This is a genomic window from Pseudoalteromonas sp. S1650, assembly GCF_005887195.1.
Lineage (GTDB): Bacteria > Pseudomonadota > Gammaproteobacteria > Enterobacterales > Alteromonadaceae > Pseudoalteromonas > Pseudoalteromonas simplex.
The window spans coordinates 66,780-85,318 of the sequence record NZ_PNDF01000011.1; the positions used below are offsets into that span (position 1 = coordinate 66,780).

At 42.8% G+C, this 18,539-nt stretch carries 18 protein-coding genes; 3 read left to right on the forward strand and 15 right to left on the reverse strand.

Translation table 11 applies throughout. The features are described from left to right. Nucleotides 1-3: 3 nt before the first annotated feature. From CWB80_RS03050 to cutA, 15 genes are all read right to left on the reverse strand, one after another. Nucleotides 4-612 carry a tetratricopeptide repeat protein gene (locus CWB80_RS03050; protein ID WP_138600165.1) on the reverse strand — a complete coding sequence of 203 codons (609 nt, stop codon included), beginning with the start codon at nucleotides 610-612 and terminating at the stop codon, nucleotides 4-6. Nucleotides 613-723: 111 nt separating this feature from the next. Continuing rightward, a complete protein-coding gene (locus CWB80_RS03055) occupies nucleotides 724-2,037 on the reverse strand; it encodes an adenylosuccinate synthase (protein WP_054552439.1) in 1,314 nt (437 codons plus the stop codon). Nucleotides 2,038-2,262: 225 nt separating this feature from the next. After that, nucleotides 2,263-3,141 carry a protease modulator HflC gene (gene hflC / locus CWB80_RS03060; protein WP_054552438.1) on the reverse strand — a complete coding sequence of 293 codons (879 nt, stop codon included), beginning with the start codon at nucleotides 3,139-3,141 and terminating at the stop codon, nucleotides 2,263-2,265. Nucleotides 3,142-3,146: 5 nt separating this feature from the next. Continuing rightward, entirely contained in the window at nucleotides 3,147-4,313 is a 1,167-nt protein-coding gene (hflK, locus tag CWB80_RS03065) for an FtsH protease activity modulator HflK (protein WP_054552437.1), read from the reverse strand. A gap of 91 nt (nucleotides 4,314-4,404) precedes the next feature. Further along, the gene (gene hflX / locus CWB80_RS03070; RefSeq protein WP_054552436.1) at nucleotides 4,405-5,694 is read right to left on the reverse strand and encodes a ribosome rescue GTPase HflX; all 1,290 of its coding nucleotides are present in this window, start codon (nucleotides 5,692-5,694) and stop codon (nucleotides 4,405-4,407) included. A 17-nt stretch (nucleotides 5,695-5,711) separates the two neighbouring features. Then, nucleotides 5,712-5,975 (reverse strand): RNA chaperone Hfq, encoded by a 264-nt coding sequence (gene hfq, locus CWB80_RS03075; protein ID WP_054552435.1) that lies wholly within the window; start codon nucleotides 5,973-5,975, stop codon nucleotides 5,712-5,714. Between the two features lie 80 nt (nucleotides 5,976-6,055). Next, a complete protein-coding gene (miaA, locus tag CWB80_RS03080) occupies nucleotides 6,056-6,973 on the reverse strand; it encodes a tRNA (adenosine(37)-N6)-dimethylallyltransferase MiaA (protein ID WP_138600164.1) in 918 nt (305 codons plus the stop codon). A gap of 15 nt (nucleotides 6,974-6,988) precedes the next feature. After that, nucleotides 6,989-8,833 (reverse strand): DNA mismatch repair endonuclease MutL, encoded by a 1,845-nt coding sequence (gene mutL, locus CWB80_RS03085; RefSeq protein WP_138600163.1) that lies wholly within the window; start codon nucleotides 8,831-8,833, stop codon nucleotides 6,989-6,991. 23 nt (nucleotides 8,834-8,856) lie between these two features. Beyond that, nucleotides 8,857-10,164: an N-acetylmuramoyl-L-alanine amidase gene (locus tag CWB80_RS03090; protein WP_235374215.1), complete on the reverse strand. Its 1,308-nt coding sequence runs from the start codon at nucleotides 10,162-10,164 to the stop codon at nucleotides 8,857-8,859. 69 nt (nucleotides 10,165-10,233) lie between these two features. Continuing rightward, nucleotides 10,234-10,704, reverse strand: a complete 471-nt coding sequence (tsaE, locus tag CWB80_RS03095; protein ID WP_138600161.1) for a tRNA (adenosine(37)-N6)-threonylcarbamoyltransferase complex ATPase subunit type 1 TsaE — start codon at nucleotides 10,702-10,704, stop codon at nucleotides 10,234-10,236. A 142-nt stretch (nucleotides 10,705-10,846) separates the two neighbouring features. Then, nucleotides 10,847-12,187, reverse strand: a complete 1,341-nt coding sequence (gene accC, locus CWB80_RS03100) for an acetyl-CoA carboxylase biotin carboxylase subunit (RefSeq protein WP_054552430.1) — start codon at nucleotides 12,185-12,187, stop codon at nucleotides 10,847-10,849. A gap of 23 nt (nucleotides 12,188-12,210) precedes the next feature. Continuing rightward, complete coding sequence (accB, locus tag CWB80_RS03105) at nucleotides 12,211-12,681, reverse strand: acetyl-CoA carboxylase biotin carboxyl carrier protein (RefSeq protein ID WP_138600160.1); 471 nt, start codon at nucleotides 12,679-12,681, stop codon at nucleotides 12,211-12,213. A gap of 31 nt (nucleotides 12,682-12,712) precedes the next feature. After that, nucleotides 12,713-13,165, reverse strand: coding sequence for a type II 3-dehydroquinate dehydratase (aroQ, locus tag CWB80_RS03110; RefSeq protein WP_138600159.1), 453 nt, complete (start codon nucleotides 13,163-13,165; stop codon nucleotides 12,713-12,715). Nucleotides 13,166-13,493: 328 nt separating this feature from the next. Beyond that, nucleotides 13,494-15,320: a protein-disulfide reductase DsbD gene (locus CWB80_RS03115; protein ID WP_138600158.1), complete on the reverse strand. Its 1,827-nt coding sequence runs from the start codon at nucleotides 15,318-15,320 to the stop codon at nucleotides 13,494-13,496. Continuing rightward, nucleotides 15,320-15,640, reverse strand: a complete 321-nt coding sequence (gene cutA, locus CWB80_RS03120; protein ID WP_054552426.1) for a divalent-cation tolerance protein CutA — start codon at nucleotides 15,638-15,640, stop codon at nucleotides 15,320-15,322. The genes CWB80_RS03115 and cutA overlap by 1 nt, the downstream gene beginning before the upstream one ends. Before the next feature lie 162 nt (nucleotides 15,641-15,802). Here cutA and CWB80_RS03125 point away from each other — a divergent pair, with 162 nt between their 5' ends. From CWB80_RS03125 to groL, 3 genes are all read left to right on the forward strand, one after another. Then, nucleotides 15,803-16,279 carry an FxsA family protein gene (locus tag CWB80_RS03125; RefSeq protein WP_138600157.1) on the forward strand — a complete coding sequence of 159 codons (477 nt, stop codon included), beginning with the start codon at nucleotides 15,803-15,805 and terminating at the stop codon, nucleotides 16,277-16,279. A 143-nt stretch (nucleotides 16,280-16,422) separates the two neighbouring features. After that, a complete protein-coding gene (locus CWB80_RS03130) occupies nucleotides 16,423-16,710 on the forward strand; it encodes a co-chaperone GroES (RefSeq protein WP_036973362.1) in 288 nt (95 codons plus the stop codon). A gap of 51 nt (nucleotides 16,711-16,761) precedes the next feature. After that, nucleotides 16,762-18,408 (forward strand): chaperonin GroEL, encoded by a 1,647-nt coding sequence (gene groL / locus CWB80_RS03135; RefSeq protein ID WP_054552424.1) that lies wholly within the window; start codon nucleotides 16,762-16,764, stop codon nucleotides 18,406-18,408. Nucleotides 18,409-18,539 lie beyond the last annotated feature (131 nt).

An 18,539-nucleotide genomic window follows, 5' to 3' on the forward strand; every position in this document is an offset into this window, starting at 1 on the left:
TGCCTACATAGGTAAACGGGCGCGTGCAACGACGCTGTCTGGCATTTTTTCGGCAAGCTTAGCGAGTAAATTTTCGACTTTCTTGTGAGTTGCTTTATCGGCAACCATTGAATGAAATAACCAACGGTAGGCGTCTTCATAATCGCGCGGGCTGCCATAACCTTGATTAAATAGATTAACCAAACGCATTTGTGCCTTTAGGTTACCTTGAGCTGATGCTTCTCGTAAATAGGTCACCGCCATTGCTTTATCTTGCTGCACTAACTGGCCAACATCATAGTAGCGACCAAGCTGCTCTAAAGCCGCGCCTAGCCCTTGCTGAGCGGCCTGACGCATGTAATAAACCCCTAACTCTACATTACGGTCTACACACACCGCATAAGCTAGCATATCGCCATACAAGAACTGATACGATGGCAGTGCCATTTTATTGGCTCGCGCTTCGATATCTTGCACTAACTGGCAATCATCTGCCTTGACACGTGCAAGGTGTGTATTTTTATTGATCAAGCCTATTAACTCGCTCTCTGTGTAAAGAGGCACAGCTGTGATAGGCTCTTCAGCCATACTCAGGCTTGAGAAGAGTAATGTTAAAGGCAATAAAACACGCATCAAAATCACTTAAATAAAGTCAGTCTTAGCAAATAATATACAAATATTATACCAAGTGAATTTTAGGCACAAAAAAAGCTGCCGAAGCAGCTTTTTCAGTCACTATGACGATTATGCAAATGGGCTGCGTAATACCATAGTTTCTACACGGTCTGGACCAGTAGAGATGATATCAACTGGAACACCAGTGATTTCTTCAATACGTTTGATGTAATCAAGTGCCGCTTGCGGTAATTGATCAACTGACGTAGCACCTACTGTGTTTTCTGACCAGCCTGGCATCTCTTCGTATACTGGTGTTACTTTCTCGTAACCTTCAGCTGCTAATGGTGTAACGTTCGTTACTGTGCCATCTTCTAACTGGTAACCAGTACAGATTTTTAATGTTTCTAAACCGTCTAAAACGTCTAGTTTAGTTAAACAGAAACCTGAGATGCTGTTGATTTGCACTGCACGGCGCATTGCCACTGCGTCTAACCAACCTGTACGGCGTAAACGACCTGTCGTCGCACCGAACTCATGACCTTTATCACCTAAGTGCTTACCAACTGGATCTTGCTTATCAAGACCGTCGTAAAGCTCTGTAGGGAATGGACCAGAACCTACACGTGTAGTGTAAGCTTTGATAATACCTAACACGTAATCAAGGTGTAATGGACCAAAACCAGCACCAGTCGCTACACCACCAGCTGTTGTGTTTGATGATGTTACGTACGGGTAAGTACCGTGGTCGATATCAAGTAATGTACCTTGCGCACCTTCAAATAAGATGTTGTCGCCCGCTAAACGCGTTTGGTCAAGAAGCTCAGTAACATCAACAACCATTGCTTTTAAGATATCTGCGATAGCCATTGCATCGTCAAATGTCTTTTGGAAGTCAACTGGTTCAGCTTTGTAGTAATGCTCTAAAGTGAAGTTATGGTATTCCAATACTTCTTTAAGCTTGCTAGCAAACTGTTCAGGATTGAATAAGTCACCTACACGTAAACCACGACGTGCTACTTTATCTTCATAAGCTGGACCGATACCACGACCTGTAGTGCCAATTGGCTTATCGCCACGTGCTTTTTCACGGGCTAAATCTAATGCAATGTGGAAAGGTAAAATTAATGGACATGCTTCGCTGATTAATAAGCGCTCACGTACTGGTACGCCACGCTCTTCTAGCATGCCAATTTCTTTCATTAATGCTTCTGGTGATAAAACAACACCATTACCGATCACACACTTAACATTGTCACGTAATACACCCGATGGAATAAGGTGTAAAACCGTCTTTTCACCGTTGATTACCAGAGTATGGCCTGCGTTATGACCACCTTGATAACGAACTACTAAAGATGCTTTGTCTGTAAGGAGGTCAACTACCTTACCCTTACCTTCGTCACCCCATTGGGTGCCTAGTACAACAACGTTTTTACCCATTGCAAATTCACTTAGAAAAAATTAGGACGAGATTTTATCAGAAAACGAGGTGAAAGATCACCCCGTTTAGCTTATTTTTTCTGCGCCTGAATTTTTATCTTCTCAATTACTTAAACAACTACATGCAGAACAGAGGTTTATAAAATTGTTAAGAATAAAAATTAATCACTTACAGAGACAAAAAAGCCCCACAAATTGCGGGGCTTTTGATCATACGAGTATTACTTACTGTACTTTTGTACCTTTCATATAATTAAAGAAGTCGCTATCAGGTGAAATTACCATCACGTCTTGTTTATCTTTAAAGGTATTTTTGTATGCTTCTAGGCTGCGCATAAAACCAAAGAATTCAGCGTCTTTGTTATATGCATTAGCATAGATAGCAGCAGCATCAGCATCACCTTGACCACGTACTGTACGAGCATTACGTTCAGCATCTGCCAGCATTACGGTTACACGGCGGTCTACTTCTGCGCGAATTGTCTCAGCTTTTTCTTGACCTTCTGAACGGTGCTCTTTAGCTACTGCAGTACGCTCAGCACGCATACGCTGGAAGATTGAGCTACTCACTTCTTGTGGTAAGTTAATTTGCTTAACACGCACATCAAGCACTTCAATACCTAGCTCTTGCGCACTTTCAGACGCTTGAACTAACGCTTCTTCCATCAATTCACTACGCTCGCCAGAGACAATCTCTTTGATTGTACGAGAACCGAAATTAGTACGAAGTCCATTGTTCACCTTTTGCTTAAGCAGTGTTTCAGCATATTGCTTATCACCACGGGCACGTAGGTAAAATGCACTAAAGTCATTAATACGCCACTTCACATAAGAATCAACGATTAAGTCTTTTTTCTCACTAGTAACAAAGCGGTCAGCTTCACCATCTAGCGTTTGAATTCGTGCATCTAAGCGACGTACTTGGCTAAAGAAAGGCACTTTTAAGTGTAAACCTGGGCCATATACTACAGCGTTATCGTCACTGTCTTTTTCAACTTTGCTGAATAATAAGACAATTGCTTTTTCGCCTTCTTGTACAACAAAAATCGCAGAAAAAGACAGCACAACTGCAAGGGCAAGTATTACTAAACTAAAATTTTTCATCTTACTTATCTCCCCTCATTAAAACGGTCAGTTGCGAAACGATCATTACTTGAATTAACCGTGCTGTTACGTGATGGATTTAACTTATTGCGAAGATCTTGAATATCACTTGAGCTTGGTAGCGCAACACGCGTTGCTGTACCTTGCTTTTCCATGATTTTATCAAGCGGTAGATACATCATATTATTACCGCCCTCTACATCAACTAACACTTTAGAGCTGTTACCTAGCACTTCTTCCATCGCATCGATATATAAGCGCTTACGGGTTACTTCTTTCGCAGCTTGGTACTCAGGTAACAGTTTTTCAAAACGTGCTACTTCACCTTGCGCTTCTAAAGTAATACGCTCACGGTACGCTTCTGCTTCTTGTGTCATACGCGTAACTTGACCACGGGCACGAGGCTCAATTTCACGAGCGTAAGCTTCAGCTTCACGGATAAAGCGTTCTTCATCTTCTTGTGCAGCAATAGCATCATCAAACGCGTCTTTTACTTCACCCGGCGGACGTGAATCTTTAAAGTTCACATCGCTTACGATAATACCCAAGTTGTAAGGCTCAATGATTTTGTTTAGTTCATCCCACGTTTGTTGGCGCACTAACTCACGACCAGTTGTTAGCACTTGGTCCATTTTTACATGACCAATCACATAACGAAGAGCACTATCAAGCGCTTGTTTCAAGCTGCCATCTGCGTCGGTTACGCTAAACTTGTATAGGTGTGGATCGATAACACGGTATTGTACTTCAAACTCTACATTTACCACGTTCTCGTCTTCTGTCAGCATGAAACCTTTTGCAGATAACGAGCGAACCGCTTCAATATCTACAGGGATCACGCGTTCAATGAAGGTCATTTTCCAACGTAAGCCAGGTTCTGCAATGCGATTGTATTGTCCAAATTGTAAAACAATACCGCGCTCGGCTTCTTTTACCGTGTAAATACCACTTAATGCCCATACAATGACGGCAATAATAAGGATGAAAGAAATGCCTGCGCCACCAAGTCCGCCGCCGTTTTTACCTGGCTTATTACCACCAAATAAACCGCCAAACTTGTTGCCGAATTTACGCATTACCTCGTCTAAATCAGGTGGGCCTTGATCTTTTCCGCCTTTATTATTCCACGGATCTTTATCATTGCCATTATTACCCGGTTCATTCCAGGCCATAGCTATACTCCATTGTTATCTAAATGAATTAGGTTAAATCTATCAAATCTACAGCATTTCTCATACTAAAAAAGACAAATGCTGGCGATTTTTAATCAGTCACTACAAAAGAGTCGAGGTCTTGTCCCATCTCTTTTTTTAAGCGATTCCATTCTGCCATTGGCAAGCGTACCGATAATAACCAGTTTCCTTGCTCATCAAAACGTTCTTGATGAACTGCGTTTAAGTTGAATAATGCTGCACGAATACGACCATGTTGTGGTGGTAACTTTAGCTCATCAGCAAACATCTTCTTGGCAAGTAACTCATTAATTGCCTCACTTAGCAGTTCACAGCCAACACCAGTGCGCGCCGACAACCAGACTCGTACCGGTTGACCTTCGTCGTTTCTATCTATACGTGGCGCAACGTCATCTAGCGCATCAATTTTGTTATAAACCAATAATTGCGGCACTTCATCTGCTTCGATTTCTTTTAAAACAGACTGTACTTGCTCAATATTTTCTTTTCGACGAGGGTCTGCCACATCGATAACATGCAACTGTAAATCAGCTTCACGGGTTTCTGTTAAGGTCGCTTTAAATGCTGCAACAAGGTCATGAGGTAAGTGACGAATGAAACCTACCGTATCCGCTAAAATAATTGGACCTATATCGCCTATATCTAACTTGCGTAAGGTTGGATCTAGGGTAGCGAATAGCTGATCAGCAGCATACACATCTGAGTCTGTAATACGGTTAAATAACGTTGATTTACCCGCATTGGTATAACCTACTAGTGACACAGTTGGAATTTCATTTCGCGTACGCGCACGTCGCCCCTGCTCACGTTGAACAGCAACTTTATCTAAACGGGCACGAATATTTTTAATTCTTGCGCGCAGTAATCGTCTATCGGTTTCGAGCTGGGTTTCACCCGGACCACGTAACCCTATCCCGCCTTTTTGTCTTTCAAGGTGGGTCCAACCACGGATCAAGCGAGTAGAAATATGGCGTAACTGAGCTAACTCAACCTGAAGTTTACCTTCGTGAGTTCGCGCTCGCTGCGCAAAAATATCTAAGATCAAACTCGTACGATCAAGAACGCGGCACTGGCAAACGCGCTCTAAATTGCGTTCCTGTGACGGGCTAAGTTGATGGTTGAAAATAATGACATCTGCATTGTGGATTTTGACAGTTTCAGCGATTTCTTCTGCTTTTCCGGTCCCGACGAAAAGTTTCGGATGCGGTGCTTGACGACTGCCTTGCACAATCGCCAAACTACTAACACCAGCAGAAGATACCAACAACTCTAATTCGTGAAGATCTTCGCGATCTCCCTCTTTAGGTAAGTCGATATGAACTAAAACTGCCTGTTCGCCGGCTTCATAACGGTCAAACAAGCATTACGCTCCTAAGTTTAAAAATTTCCAGATTCTTGCTCTTCTGAATCATCACTTCCTTGAACGCCTTGGAAGTTAACAGAACGCGCTGGAACAACAGTTGAAATAGCGTGTTTATACACCATTTGATTTACGGTGTTTTCAAGTAAAATAACAAATTGGTCAAATGACTGGATTTTACCCTGCAATTTAATGCCATTAACCAAAAAGATTGATACTGGAATGCGCTCACGACGTAACGCATTTAAAAATGGGTCTTGTAACGACTGGCCTTTTGCCATGTTATTTTCCTTCGTTCTAGGTGTTATTATAATTAAGTAGCTGAACTAATTTAACAAAGCTAAAAAACTTTCAGCTACTACTAGCTTAGCGAACTTACTACACGTTGCAAGTTTTCTTCATCACCCGTGGTTAACCAAGTTACTTCAGGCCAACCTCTTAACCAAGTCAGTTGTCGCTTGGCTAACTGCCGTGTGGCTGCAATACCACGAAAGACCATTTCATCATAGTCAATATCGCCAGCAATGTAATCCCACATTTGTCTATAACCCACACAACGAATCGAAGGTAGGTCTGGGTGTAAATCCTTACGTTTATATAGGGATGAAACTTCATTTTCAAACCCCTGATCGAGCATTATTTTAAACCTTTTCTCAATTCGCTGATGTAATTCACTGCGATCATCAGGTGCAATGGCAAATTGATAGAAAGTATAAGGAAGCTCAGGCTGCTTTTGTTTTTGCAGCTCAGTCATTGTTTTACCTGTTATACGATACACTTCTAATGCACGATTAATTCTTTGCGAATCATTTTCGCTCATTTTTTTCGCTGCATCAGGATCGATTTTCACAAGTTCTTTATGCAAATGTGGCCAACCAAACTGCGCTGCTTCTTTTTCGAGTTCAGCACGTACTTCAGGTGATGCCTCTGGTAGCGGTGATAAGCCATCAATAAGCGACTTAAAATACATCATTGTACCGCCAACCAATACAGGTACTTTACCTTGCTGATGAAATAGATCAATCTTTTCAATTGCATCACGGCGAAAATCTGCCACTGAATAACTTTCTGCTGGGTCGATAATATCAATTAAGTGATGCGGCGCACGAGCAAGCTCTTCGGCATTTGGCTTTGCCGTGCCGATGTCCATATCTTTATAGACTAATGCTGAATCAACACTGATTATTTCTGTGTTTAAATGCTCACACAGCGAAATTGCTAAATCTGTTTTCCCTGCAGCGGTTGGTCCCATTAAAAAAATGACGGGTAAGTTATTCAAGCCTAAATACCTTGCTTAGTTTAAAAACTGAGATAGTTCTATTTTAACTGCTTTTTGACGTAAACGTTGCATAGTTTGTGGATTATTTTCTAACCGAGCTACTTGCTCCATAAAGGCTTGGCTTGCGTAATAACGTGTTGGTATTTGTTGAGTTAACCAAGCTAACCATTCATCGAGTGAACTTGGTGAGGCTTTACAGCCAGCAATAAGCCGCTCAATAGCATCACTTACATCAAGTAAATACACGCAAGGCGGAAGCTTTTTAACCATCACAAACTGTTTTTCTATTACTAAATCAAATCCAAGTAAGGTAAACCACGACTGCTGAGCATTTAACGCACTAATATCATCAGCACTTGCATTTACTCGCACAGGTAACAACAAGGCTTTGCCATCAAGGCTACCTGCTTGCTCTACGTGCGCTTGCCAGTCGAGTGCTAAAGCATGCTTAAAGTGCGCAGCAAAGAGTTGATTGTCTTCACTAAATACGCATTCGCCCTCGCGTACGTGGATGAGTTTGGCAAGCTTAGCTTGCTCAACAACCGGTGCTGTAACGCTTGGCTCTGGGCGTACTTGATCAAAATGCGCAGCATGTTGCTCACTGATCCCTTGATAAAAAGCATTGACATCTTGATGCGATGTTTTACTGCGGCCTTGGCTGTCGCTACTAAAGCCACCGCCAGAGCGCCCTGCTCCTGTTGCCCCTGAATAACTCGCTGAACGTGTCGGCTGTAATTCAGATTTAGGGTAATCATATTGCTCTGTTGGCGCTGATTGAGTAAAACTTGGCTGCATGCTGCTTGAGTGCGCCTCATCAAACGAAGCATGCTGAAAAGCAGTGTCATTATGCTCTGTAAAACCAGCTTCATGCTGAAGCGGTAACACCACTTGTTTTATTGCCTGTAGAATAAAGTCATGCACTAAACGGCCTTGATGAAAACGCACTTCATGTTTAGCTGGGTGCACATTTACATCGACCTGACGTGGGTCAATATCAATATAAATGACAAAACCTGGCAGCTCTTCAGAGCCTGCGACTTCTTCAAAGGCTTGGCGGATTGCATGCAAAATGAGTTTATCGCGCATCATGCGATTATTCACATAGGTATATTGCGTGCTATTCGTTGAGCCCACGGGCAATACCCAACCTCGTAACATCAAACCTGCTTCACCTGACTGAATATGCAGCCCCTGTTCACTAAATGCCTTACCCGCCACTTGTGCAACACGGCTTATCGCTTGCTCAGGGTTTGGTTTAGCACGGTATTGACGCACGACCTTGCCATTATGAGTCAGGGTGATAGAGACATCAAAACGACTCAGCGCAATACGCTTTATGAGCTCATCAATATGTGAAAACTCGGTTTTCTCGGTGCGAAGAAATTTACGGCGCGCAGGGGTATTAAAGAATAAGTCTTTCACCTCAATGGTGGTACCATCAGGGTGTGCGGTTGGCTTAATCTGCACCGCCATATCGCGACCTTCAGCAAACGCTTGCCATGCAGCCTCTTGCTGCTTTGGCTTTGAGCTTAAGGTTAAGCGAGAAACAGAACTAATTGATGCTAACGCTTCACCACGAAAACCCAGTGAGCAAATGTTCTCAAGATCATCGAGTGACTTAAGCTTACTCGTAGCATGGCGCGACAAGGCTAATGTTAGCTCATCTTTATTAATGCCAGAGCCATTATCGCGGATACGAATTAGCTTATGCCCACCACGCTCAATATCTATTTGAATGCGCGTTGCGCCAGCATCTAAACTGTTTTCTACCAGCTCTTTAACAACGGATGCTGGGCGTTCAACCACTTCACCCGCTGCAATTTGGTTAGCCAATCGCGCGGGTAGTATTTCTATACTCATAGTGTTCCTAACACGAAAATTGACTAGCTTTGAGGAATATCAAGCTCTTGACCAATAAATAAGGTATTCGATTTTAAGTTGTTGGCCGTTTTTAGCTTACTCACAGAGGTGTTGTATCTGCTTGCTAAAATACTTAACGATTCACCAGGGCGAACTTTGTGTTTAGTCGGAAACTGCGACTTTAACTTAGCAAATAGTGAATCATCTGGTGGATTCTTCATGTAGTAATTTTTAATCGAGGTGAAAATTGCTTTAGCTAAGCGCTCCTGATGCTGCGCCGTTTTTAGCATTCGCTCTTCACGCGGATTCGAAATAAACCCTGTTTCGACCAAAATAGACGGAATATCGGGTGATTTCAATACCGCAAGGCTCGCCGCTTGCGGGCGTTTTTTATGCATTTTAGCCACTTTTCGTAATTCGCTAACCACTTCTTCTGCGACACTAAAGCCTGTTTTCATCGAGTGATCCATCGACATATCTAGCAGTGCTTGTGCTAAATATTTTTCGCTTGCAGTATCTTTTAATACCCCAGCTGCACCACCTAAAAGCTCTGAGTGCTTTTCTTTATCCTCAATCCATTTACCAATTTCTGAATTTGCACGGCGTAGTGATAGCACCCACACTGAGGCACCGTTTGGTTGTGGACTAGTAAAGGCATCCGCATGAATCGACACAAAGAAATCAGCTTTTTTCTTACGAGCTATGCTGGTACGGGTGTTTAGATTTACAAAGTAATCACTGCGGCGCACCATACGCGAAATCATGCCTTTTTCAGCATCTATCATTCGCTCTAAGCGCTTTGCTATTTGTAGCGTAATGTCTTTTTCATAAGTGCCTGATGGACCAATTGAACCGGGGTCTTCACCACCATGACCTGCATCAATGGCAATAACAATATCGCGCTCTTGATTAAGTTCGCGTTTTTTCACACTGGTATTGGTCGAAACAACGGGCTCAGCCTTCGGTGTTTTATCAACAAGGTCAACCACTAAACGATGCTTGTAGGGATCGGTTGGTAGTAAAGCAAATACAACAGGTTTACTGGCACGGGCTAGCTCAAAGACAAAACGCACACTTTTGCTGTCTTTTGGTTTTGAGTAGCGCAGTTTGGAAACAATCTGATGCTTTTGAGGAATAGCTGGCAAGCTATCTAGTTTGTCGGTATTTTTTAAATCAATGACTAAACGAGCTGGGTTTTTCAGCATGAAATAGCTGAAATCAGGCTTATCGTTTAAATCAAAGACCACTCGAGTGCTGTCAGGTGAGGGCCACACTCGTACGCTATTAATGGTATTTTGTGCAAGCGCAATCTGGCTAACAACCAATAACATCAAAGTAGTTAATAGTTTAAACGTACAACGACCCATTTTTACTAATACACCTTTATTTTTATATGTTTATTATTGCGCGCTCGTAAGTTGCTGAACAATAGCCTTACCACGCTCGGTTGAGCTATTAATTGTAATAGCACGCGCCTCGCCTTCATAGCGTAGGGTGATATCAAGATCTGGTGTTGGAATAAATTCGCCGCCTTTTTCAGGCCATTCCACAACACAAATGGCCTGTGGTGAAAAATAGTCACGAATTCCCATATATTCAAGTTCTTCAGGATCACCTAAGCGATATAAATCAAAGTGATAGACATCAGCTTTGGCTAATTGGTAAGGCTCAACCAGTGTATAAGTTGGACTCTTAACCTTACCTTGATGACCGAAACCTTGCACGATACCACGGGTTAATGTCGTTTTACCGGCACCTAAATCACCATGTAAGTAGATGACTGCTCCTTGCTCCATTAAGGTTGCAAGTTGCTTACCCATATTAACCGTTGCTGCTTCATCAGCGAGTGGAAAACCAACACTGTCGGTCATTATTACCTCATGAAAAACTAAAAACACATTACTTTGTTAATCATACCAGAATAATTTTGTAAGGCGAGAATCACTCTTATGACTAATTTGACAAAAAAAAGCCGGCAAAGTTGCCGGCTTTTTAGCTTAAACAGAATTTTGTTTACAGACCTAGTTTCTTCTCAAGGTAGTGGATGTTTGTACCACCGTTTTGGAAGTTCTCATCTGCCAAGATTTTCTTGTGCAGTGGTGTGTTGGTCTTGATGCCATCGATCACTAATTCGTTTAACGCATTGCGTGAACGAGCAATAGCTACATCACGGTTTTCACCGTAACAGATCAGCTTACCAATCATTGAATCGTAATGAGGTGGTACTGTGTAATCTGCGTAGATATGGCTGTCCCAACGAATACCTAAACCGCCAGCAGGGTGGAATCGCGTGATTTTACCTGGTGATGGAATAAAAGTGTCTGGGTCTTCCGCATTAATACGGCACTCAATTGCATGACCACGAATAACCACATCTTCTTGTGTGAATGATAGTGGCTGACCAGCTGCAATTTTTAGCTGCTCTTTGATTAAGTCAACGCCAGTGACCATTTCTGTTACTGGGTGCTCAACCTGAATACGGGTATTCATTTCGATGAAATAGAACTCGCCGTTTTCGTATAAGAATTCGAACGTACCTGCACCGCGATAACCGATTTCGATACATGCACGAGTACAACGGTCACCGATAAACTTACGCATTTCAGCTGTGATACCTGGCGCTGGCGCTTCTTCAACAACTTTTTGGTGACGACGTTGCATTGAACAATCACGCTCACCTAAGTGAACGGCATTGCCTTGACCGTCTGCCAGTACTTGAACTTCGATGTGACGTGGGTTTTCAAGGAATTTTTCCATGTAAACCATGCCATTACCGAAGAACTGCTTAGCTTCTTGCTGAGTAAGAGCGATTGAATCAATCAGTTCTTTTTCGCTGCGAACAACACGCATACCACGACCACCGCCGCCGCCTGCTGCTTTAATGATTACAGGGTAACCAATGCGCTTAGCGATTTGAATGTTGCGCTCACTGTCTGCCGTTAATGGGCCATCAGAACCTGGTACACAAGGTACACCGGCTTTACGCATCGCTTCGATTGCAGAAACTTTGTCACCCATTAAACGAATCGTGTCGCCTTTAGGACCGATAAATACAAAGCCGCTTTGCTCAACTTGATCAGCAAAGTCTGCATTTTCAGAAAGGAAACCATAACCTGGGTGGATAGCAACTGCGTCTGTTACTTCTGCCGCTGCAATAATGCGCGGAATATCTAAGTAACTTTCAGTGGCTGCTGGTTTACCAATACAAATTGTTTCGTCTGCCAGTAACACGTGCTTAAGATCACGGTCTGCCGTTGAATGCACAGCAACAGTTTTGATCCCAAGCTCTTTGCAGGCGCGCAGTACGCGAAGTGCAATTTCACCTCGGTTTGCAATGACTACTTTATCTAACATAGAGTTGGCCTTTTGTTGCGCTATTATTCAATGATGAATAAAGGTTGATCGAATTCTACTGGCTCGCCATTTTCAACTAAGATAGCTTTTACTGTGCCTGCTTTATCAGATTCGATTTGGTTCATCATCTTCATTGCTTCAACGATACACAACGTATCGCCAACATTTACTTTAGAACCTACTTCTACGTATGGTGCTGCTTCTGGAGAAGCCGCTGAGTAGAATGAACCAACCATAGGAGATTTAACTTGATGGCCAGTCGGTGCAGCTGGAGCAGCCGCTTCTGCTGCTGGTGCCTCTGCTACTGGAGCTGGAGCTTGAGCCGCTGCTGGTGCAGGTGCTGCAAACTGCTGTGGTGCATACTGCATTGCAGGTGCTGCAGACATGTTGTTACGATTGATGCGTACTGACTCTTCACCTTCAGTGATTTCTAATTCAGCAATACCAGATTCTTCTACTAGTTCGATAAGTTTTTTGATCTTGCGAATATCCATTGAACGACCCGCCTGTTAGTTATTTAAAAAATTAATGTGTGTTTTGCAACCGGCTAACAGCAGCTTCAAGTGCCACCTTATAACCCATTGCTCCTAATCCAATAATGACGCCTTGTGCCACATCCGAAAAATACGAATGATGACGGAATGCTTCTCGAGCATGCACATTACTTAAATGCACCTCGTAAAAGGGAATGTTTACACTGAGTAATGCATCCCGTAAGGCTACGCTTGTATGCGTAAATGCAGCAGGATTGATAATTATTGCATCAACCATTTGCCATGCATCGTGAATGCGTTCTATTAATGCAGCTTCACTGTTACTTTGGAAATGCGTTAAATCAACATTGAGACCGGCAGCAACCAAGCTAAGTTCAGCTATAATCTCATCAAGAGATTGAGTACCGTACTTTTCTGGTTCACGCTTGCCAAGCATGTTTAAATTTGGCCCATTTAGAACTAAAAGTTTGAATTTTGCAGCCATAATACGCGATATATCCTATAAGTAAGCAGTTTAACCATATTCATCATAAACCCACGCTTAACCTAAGCGTGCTGATGTAAAATAGCAACTATTTCTCACGTTAACCACCTATTATAGATATTTCGACGTAAATAGCAGCAAAATACTGGTCTAATCACTCCCCATTCGTGGCAAAGTCAAGCATAGCAAGGCACACAACAGGGTCATTCCAGCTGTTTTCCTGCTGATAAATTGAGCTTCACTGAATGAATTTGCTATTTTTCATGATGCAGATACAAAAACGCCACTCAGATGAGTGGCGTTTTGCTATTTTCTTGCACGTTTGCGTTTATTTAGCGGTATTTCGTACTTTTGCTAAATGTTCTGCAAAGTCTTTGGCATTTAAAAAGCCTGTTACACGCTGCTCTAAAAGCTCATTACCTTGGCTATCAAAGAACAAAATGCTCGGCAACCCAAATACCGTGTATTCTTCCATTAGCTCTATGGTCTTTGCATCGCTTTCAGTTAAATCGATTTGAATTAATTCAAAGTGAGCAAATTGCTCTTGCACTTTAGCATCAGGAAACGTGTAGTGCTCAAACTCTTTACAGGCAACACACCAGTCGGCATATAAGTCGACCATCACTAAGCGCCCCTCGCTACTTGCCTGTGCAATTTCTTCTTTTAATTCACTTAGATTAGCAACTTGTCTAAAACCATGTGTTTGTACAGCAGCTTCAGCAACTACCGCTTTACTAGGCCAAAAATAATTTTTCGTTAAACTTGCCCCAGTTACAACCAATAAGGTTGCTGCAAACCACAATGCTGTTTTTAGCTTGCCTTGTGATTGGCCACTTTGCCAATGGTGTAAATAAAGCGCTGTAGCAAGTGCTAATAAACCCGCCATTAACCAAATGATTTCAATATCAACAATACGCTCTAACAGAATAAGCGGCACGACCAGCATGATGAAACCAAATAGGGTTTTCACTTGCTCCATCCAACCACCTGCTTTTGGTAGTAATTTACCGCCAGAAGTCCCCAATAATAATAACGGTAAGCCCATGCCTAAACTGAGCACATAAAGTGTTAAACCACCGACGAGGTAGTCACCACTTTGCGCCACATAAAGTAAAGCAGCAGACAATGGCGCTGTTGTACACGGTGAAGCAATCAAGCCAGACAATACACCCATCATAAATACGCCAACATAGTTGCCGCCTTTCTGCTGGTTACTAACCTGAGTGAGCTTATTCATCATGCCGCTAGGTAATTTGATTTCGTACCAGCCAAACATCGACATTGCCAATAATACAAATAAGATACTAAAGCTAATTAGTACAGTAGGATGCTGTAAATACCCTTGTACTTGCCCACCTAATGATGCAACCACTAAGCCCAGCGCTGCGTAAGTAACGGCCATACCTTGTACATATACAAACGACAGCGAGAACGCTTTTTTAGTCGACAAATTCTGCTGACCCGCAATAAGGCTCGACAAAATCGGAAACATTGGAAATACGCAAGGCGTAAAAGCCAGACCAATACCCACTAAAAAGAAGATTACTAGGTTCGTTAGTAAACCTTGCGATGCCAATTTATCAGTATACGACTGCTCACCTGCTGGTTTTGATGCTTCTTGAGAGGGCGCTGATGATGCTTCATTTGTATCAGCTGCTTGTGTTAATGCCGCTAATGCGTTCCCCGCATCTGCAGTCTGTGATACTTGCTCACCTGCAATCACAGATAAAGGAATGGTTCTAACTTCTGGCGGATAACATAACCCTGCTTCGGCGCAGCCTTGAAAACGCACTTTAACAACTGCACCTTCTGTGACGTTGCTGAGCTTAGAAACCACACTTAACGAATCAAAGAATACCTCGGTCTTACCAAAAAATTCATCTTCAATAATCACGCCCTTGCCAAGATCAGGAACTTCAATATCAGCGCCTTTGGCAATAATTTCGACTTTCTTTTTGTAAAGGTAATAATCAGGCGCAATATCCCAGCCAATAAATAAGGTTTTGCCTTGCTGGTCAAAATCGAAAACAAACGCCTGATCAACCGGGAGAAATGTTTGCTCCGCAGGTTGTAGTAGATTTCCAAGTAAATTGTTATTACTTGCACTTGCTGGCATAAGCCACAATGCACAAAGTAATAAAAGGAACGATCGCATTAATTAAGTACCTCATCCATCCAATTAAAATAGGCTAAATTGCCCGTAGCCACATCAACGACCTGAATTTCAGGCACCTCATAACTATGCAATTTCTTGATAGTTTGGATCACCTCATTCATTTTTTCTGACTTAGTTTTGATCAGTAACTTACTCTCAATAGCTTGAGTTACCTCGCCTTCCCACATGTAAATAGATTCAATAGTAGGCAAAATGTTCACACAAGCAGCTAGCTTTTCTTTAACTAGATGTTGTGCCAACTGACGGGCTTCAGCCTCATTTGCACAAGTCGTAAAAATAAGTCGAAAATGCGTAGTCATAAGGAACCTTTATTTGATTACGTGAGTCGCACCATAGTAGCCGATAGTAACTATAATGTGTAGCGAGCAAGGTGATCCTAGGTTCCGTCTTGAAAAATGACCTGCTCACCCCAATTTATATTTCACTGACTCGAAAGAGAATGACATTTTTTAGAGAGCGTTATGTTTAGATTTTTGTTTTTGTTATTTATTTTAGTGCCGATTGTGGAGATCGCGTTACTCATCCAAGTGAGTGAAGTGATCGGCGGCTTTGCCACCATAGCGCTTGTAATTGTGACCGCGATTGTCGGTGCGAAATTAGTGAAGCAGCAAGGTATGGGCGCGATTCAAAACGTGCAATTACAAATGGCACAAGGGCAAATGCCTGCAAAAGAATTATTTACTGGATTATGTGTGATTATCGCCGGTGTTTTATTAATGACACCAGGCATCATGACTGACTTTTTTGGCTTTTTACTACTTACGCCAGCAATCCGCAACAAACTGGCTGCAAGCCTTGCTAGTCAAGCGACTGTGCGTATGAGTTCACAGGCAAATCAAGGCTCTACACACTTCCAATATCATAGTAAAACAACCACTCATGAAGAGCCAAACCATCAACCTACAACTATTGATGGTGAATTTGAGCGAAAAGATTAAAATTTTTTAATTTTTTTACTTGGATTTTTTTAAGCCACCCCCATTAATGAATGCAATGAAACGCAACGGGTGGCTTAGCAACCCCCTGCAATAACACAAGATTTTTTCTGTACTGTTCAGAAACTGTTAGGAGAACTAAATAAATGAACATTCGTCCTTTACATGATCGCGTCATCGTTAAGCGTCTAGAAGAAGAAACTAAGTCTGCTGGCGGTATTGTATTAACTGGCTCTGCAGCTGAAAAATCAACTCGCGGAGAAGTTATCGCTGTTGGTAATGGCCGTGTTTTAGACAACGGTGAAGTAAGAGCATTAGAAGTTAAAGCCGGTGACACTGTGCTGTTCGGCTCTTATGTTGAAAAAGCTGAAAAGATCGAAGGTCAAGAGTACCTGATCATGCGTGAAGATAACATTCTAGGCATTGTAGGCTAATCCTACTTTTCGTTTAGCAACCCGTTTACAGAATTTAAGAGGAATTTAATCATGGCAGCAAAAGAAGTACTTTTTGCAGGTGACGCACGTGGCAAAATGCTAACTGGCGTAAACATTTTAGCAAACGCAGTAAAAGTAACTTTAGGTCCTAAAGGCCGTAACGTTGTATTAGACAAGTCATTCGGCGCTCCAGTGATCACTAAAGATGGTGTATCTGTAGCTAAAGAGATCGAGCTTGAAGACAAGTTCGAAAACATGGGCGCACAGATGGTTAAAGAAGTAGCGTCTAAAGCGAATGACGCTGCAGGTGACGGTACAACAACTGCAACAGTATTAGCGCAAGCTATCGTAAACGAAGGCTTAAAAGCAGTTGCAGCGGGTATGAACCCAATGGACCTTAAGCGTGGTATCGACAAAGCAGTTACTGCAGCAGTTGAAGAGCTTAAAGCACTGTCTGTTCCATGTGCAGACACTAAAGCAATTGCACAAGTAGGTACTATTTCTGCTAACTCTGATAAAGAAATCGGTGACATCATTGCAGAAGCAATGGAAAAAGTAGGCCGTGATTCAGGCGTTATCACTGTTGAAGAAGGTCAGTCGTTAGAAAACGAACTAGACGTAGTTGAAGGTATGCAGTTTGACCGCGGTTACCTTTCTCCATACTTCATCAACAACGCTGAAAAAGGCGCTGTAGAGCTAGACAACCCATTCATTCTACTTGTAGACAAAAAAGTATCTAACATCCGTGAGCTACTACCTACATTAGAAGCAGTAGCTAAAGCTAGCAAGCCACTACTTATCATTGCTGAAGACCTTGAAGGTGAAGCACTTGCAACACTTGTTGTAAACAACATGCGCGGTATCGTTAAAGTATCTGCGGTTAAAGCACCTGGTTTTGGCGACCGTCGTAAAGCAATGCTACAAGACATCGCAGTATTAACAGGTGGTACTGTTATTTCTGAAGAAATCGGTTTAGAGCTAGAGAAAGCGACAATCGAAGACCTAGGTACAGCGAAGCGCGTTGTGATCACTAAAGATGATACAACAATCATCGACGGTGCAGGCGAAGAAGACGGCATCAATGGTCGTGTTGCACAAATCAAAGCACAAATCGAAGAAGCGACGTCTGACTACGATAAAGAGAAACTACAAGAGCGTATGGCTAAACTAGCTGGCGGTGTTGCAGTAATCAAAGTTGGCGCAGCAACTGAAATCGAAATGAAAGAGAAGAAAGACCGCGTTGAAGATGCACTTCACGCAACTCGCGCAGCGGTTGAAGAAGGTGTTGTACCAGGTGGTGGTGTTGCACTAGTTCGCGTAGCAAGCAAACTTGTTGAACTTGCTGGCGACAACGAAGACCAAAGCCACGGTATCAAAGTTGCACTACGTGCGATGGAAGCACCACTTCGTCAAATCGTAACTAACGCAGGTGACGAAGCATCTGTTGTTGTTAACTCAGTAAAAGGCGGTGAAGGTAACTACGGTTACAACGCAGCATCAGGCGAGTACAACGACATGATCGAAATGGGTATCTTAGACCCAACTAAAGTAACGCGTTCTGCACTACAGTACGCAGCTTCAATCGCGGGTCTTATGATCACAACTGAAGCAATGGTTGCTGAAATCCCGAAAGATGAGCCAGCTGCTCCAGATATGGGCGGCATGGGCGGCATGGGTGGTATGGGCGGCATGATGTAATCATCCCCAAGCACCTCGCTTAAAAAACCCAGCTTCGGCTGGGTTTTCTTTTAGCTATCAGTTTTAAGCTGTCAGCTATCACAGAAACTGACGGCTGACGGCTGACGGCTGACGGCTGACGGCTGCCGGCT

Excerpts from the sequence above, each read along its gene's own strand:
- CWB80_RS03050 (WP_138600165.1), bottom strand. The coding sequence starts at position 612 with ATGCGTGTTTTATTGCCTTTAACATTACTCTTCTCAAGCCTGAGTATG.
- CWB80_RS03055 (WP_054552439.1), bottom strand. The coding sequence starts at position 2,037 with ATGGGTAAAAACGTTGTTGTACTAGGCACCCAATGGGGTGACGAAGGT.
- hflC (WP_054552438.1), bottom strand. The coding sequence starts at position 3,141 with ATGAAAAATTTTAGTTTAGTAATACTTGCCCTTGCAGTTGTGCTGTCT.
- hflK (WP_054552437.1), bottom strand. The coding sequence starts at position 4,313 with ATGGCCTGGAATGAACCGGGTAATAATGGCAATGATAAAGATCCGTGG.
- hfq (WP_054552435.1), bottom strand. The coding sequence starts at position 5,975 with ATGGCAAAAGGCCAGTCGTTACAAGACCCATTTTTAAATGCGTTACGT.
- mutL (WP_138600163.1), bottom strand. The coding sequence starts at position 8,833 with ATGAGTATAGAAATACTACCCGCGCGATTGGCTAACCAAATTGCAGCG.
- CWB80_RS03090 (WP_235374215.1), bottom strand. The coding sequence starts at position 10,164 with ATGTTATTGGTTGTTAGCCAGATTGCGCTTGCACAAAATACCATTAAT.
- tsaE (WP_138600161.1), bottom strand. The coding sequence starts at position 10,704 with ATGACCGACAGTGTTGGTTTTCCACTCGCTGATGAAGCAGCAACGGTT.
- accC (WP_054552430.1), bottom strand. The coding sequence starts at position 12,187 with ATGTTAGATAAAGTAGTCATTGCAAACCGAGGTGAAATTGCACTTCGC.
- accB (WP_138600160.1), bottom strand. The coding sequence starts at position 12,681 with ATGGATATTCGCAAGATCAAAAAACTTATCGAACTAGTAGAAGAATCT.
- aroQ (WP_138600159.1), bottom strand. The coding sequence starts at position 13,165 with ATGGCTGCAAAATTCAAACTTTTAGTTCTAAATGGGCCAAATTTAAAC.
- CWB80_RS03115 (WP_138600158.1), bottom strand. The coding sequence starts at position 15,320 with ATGCGATCGTTCCTTTTATTACTTTGTGCATTGTGGCTTATGCCAGCA.
- cutA (WP_054552426.1), bottom strand. The coding sequence starts at position 15,640 with ATGACTACGCATTTTCGACTTATTTTTACGACTTGTGCAAATGAGGCT.
- CWB80_RS03125 (WP_138600157.1), top strand. The coding sequence starts at position 15,803 with ATGTTTAGATTTTTGTTTTTGTTATTTATTTTAGTGCCGATTGTGGAG.
- CWB80_RS03130 (WP_036973362.1), top strand. The coding sequence starts at position 16,423 with ATGAACATTCGTCCTTTACATGATCGCGTCATCGTTAAGCGTCTAGAA.
- groL (WP_054552424.1), top strand. The coding sequence starts at position 16,762 with ATGGCAGCAAAAGAAGTACTTTTTGCAGGTGACGCACGTGGCAAAATG.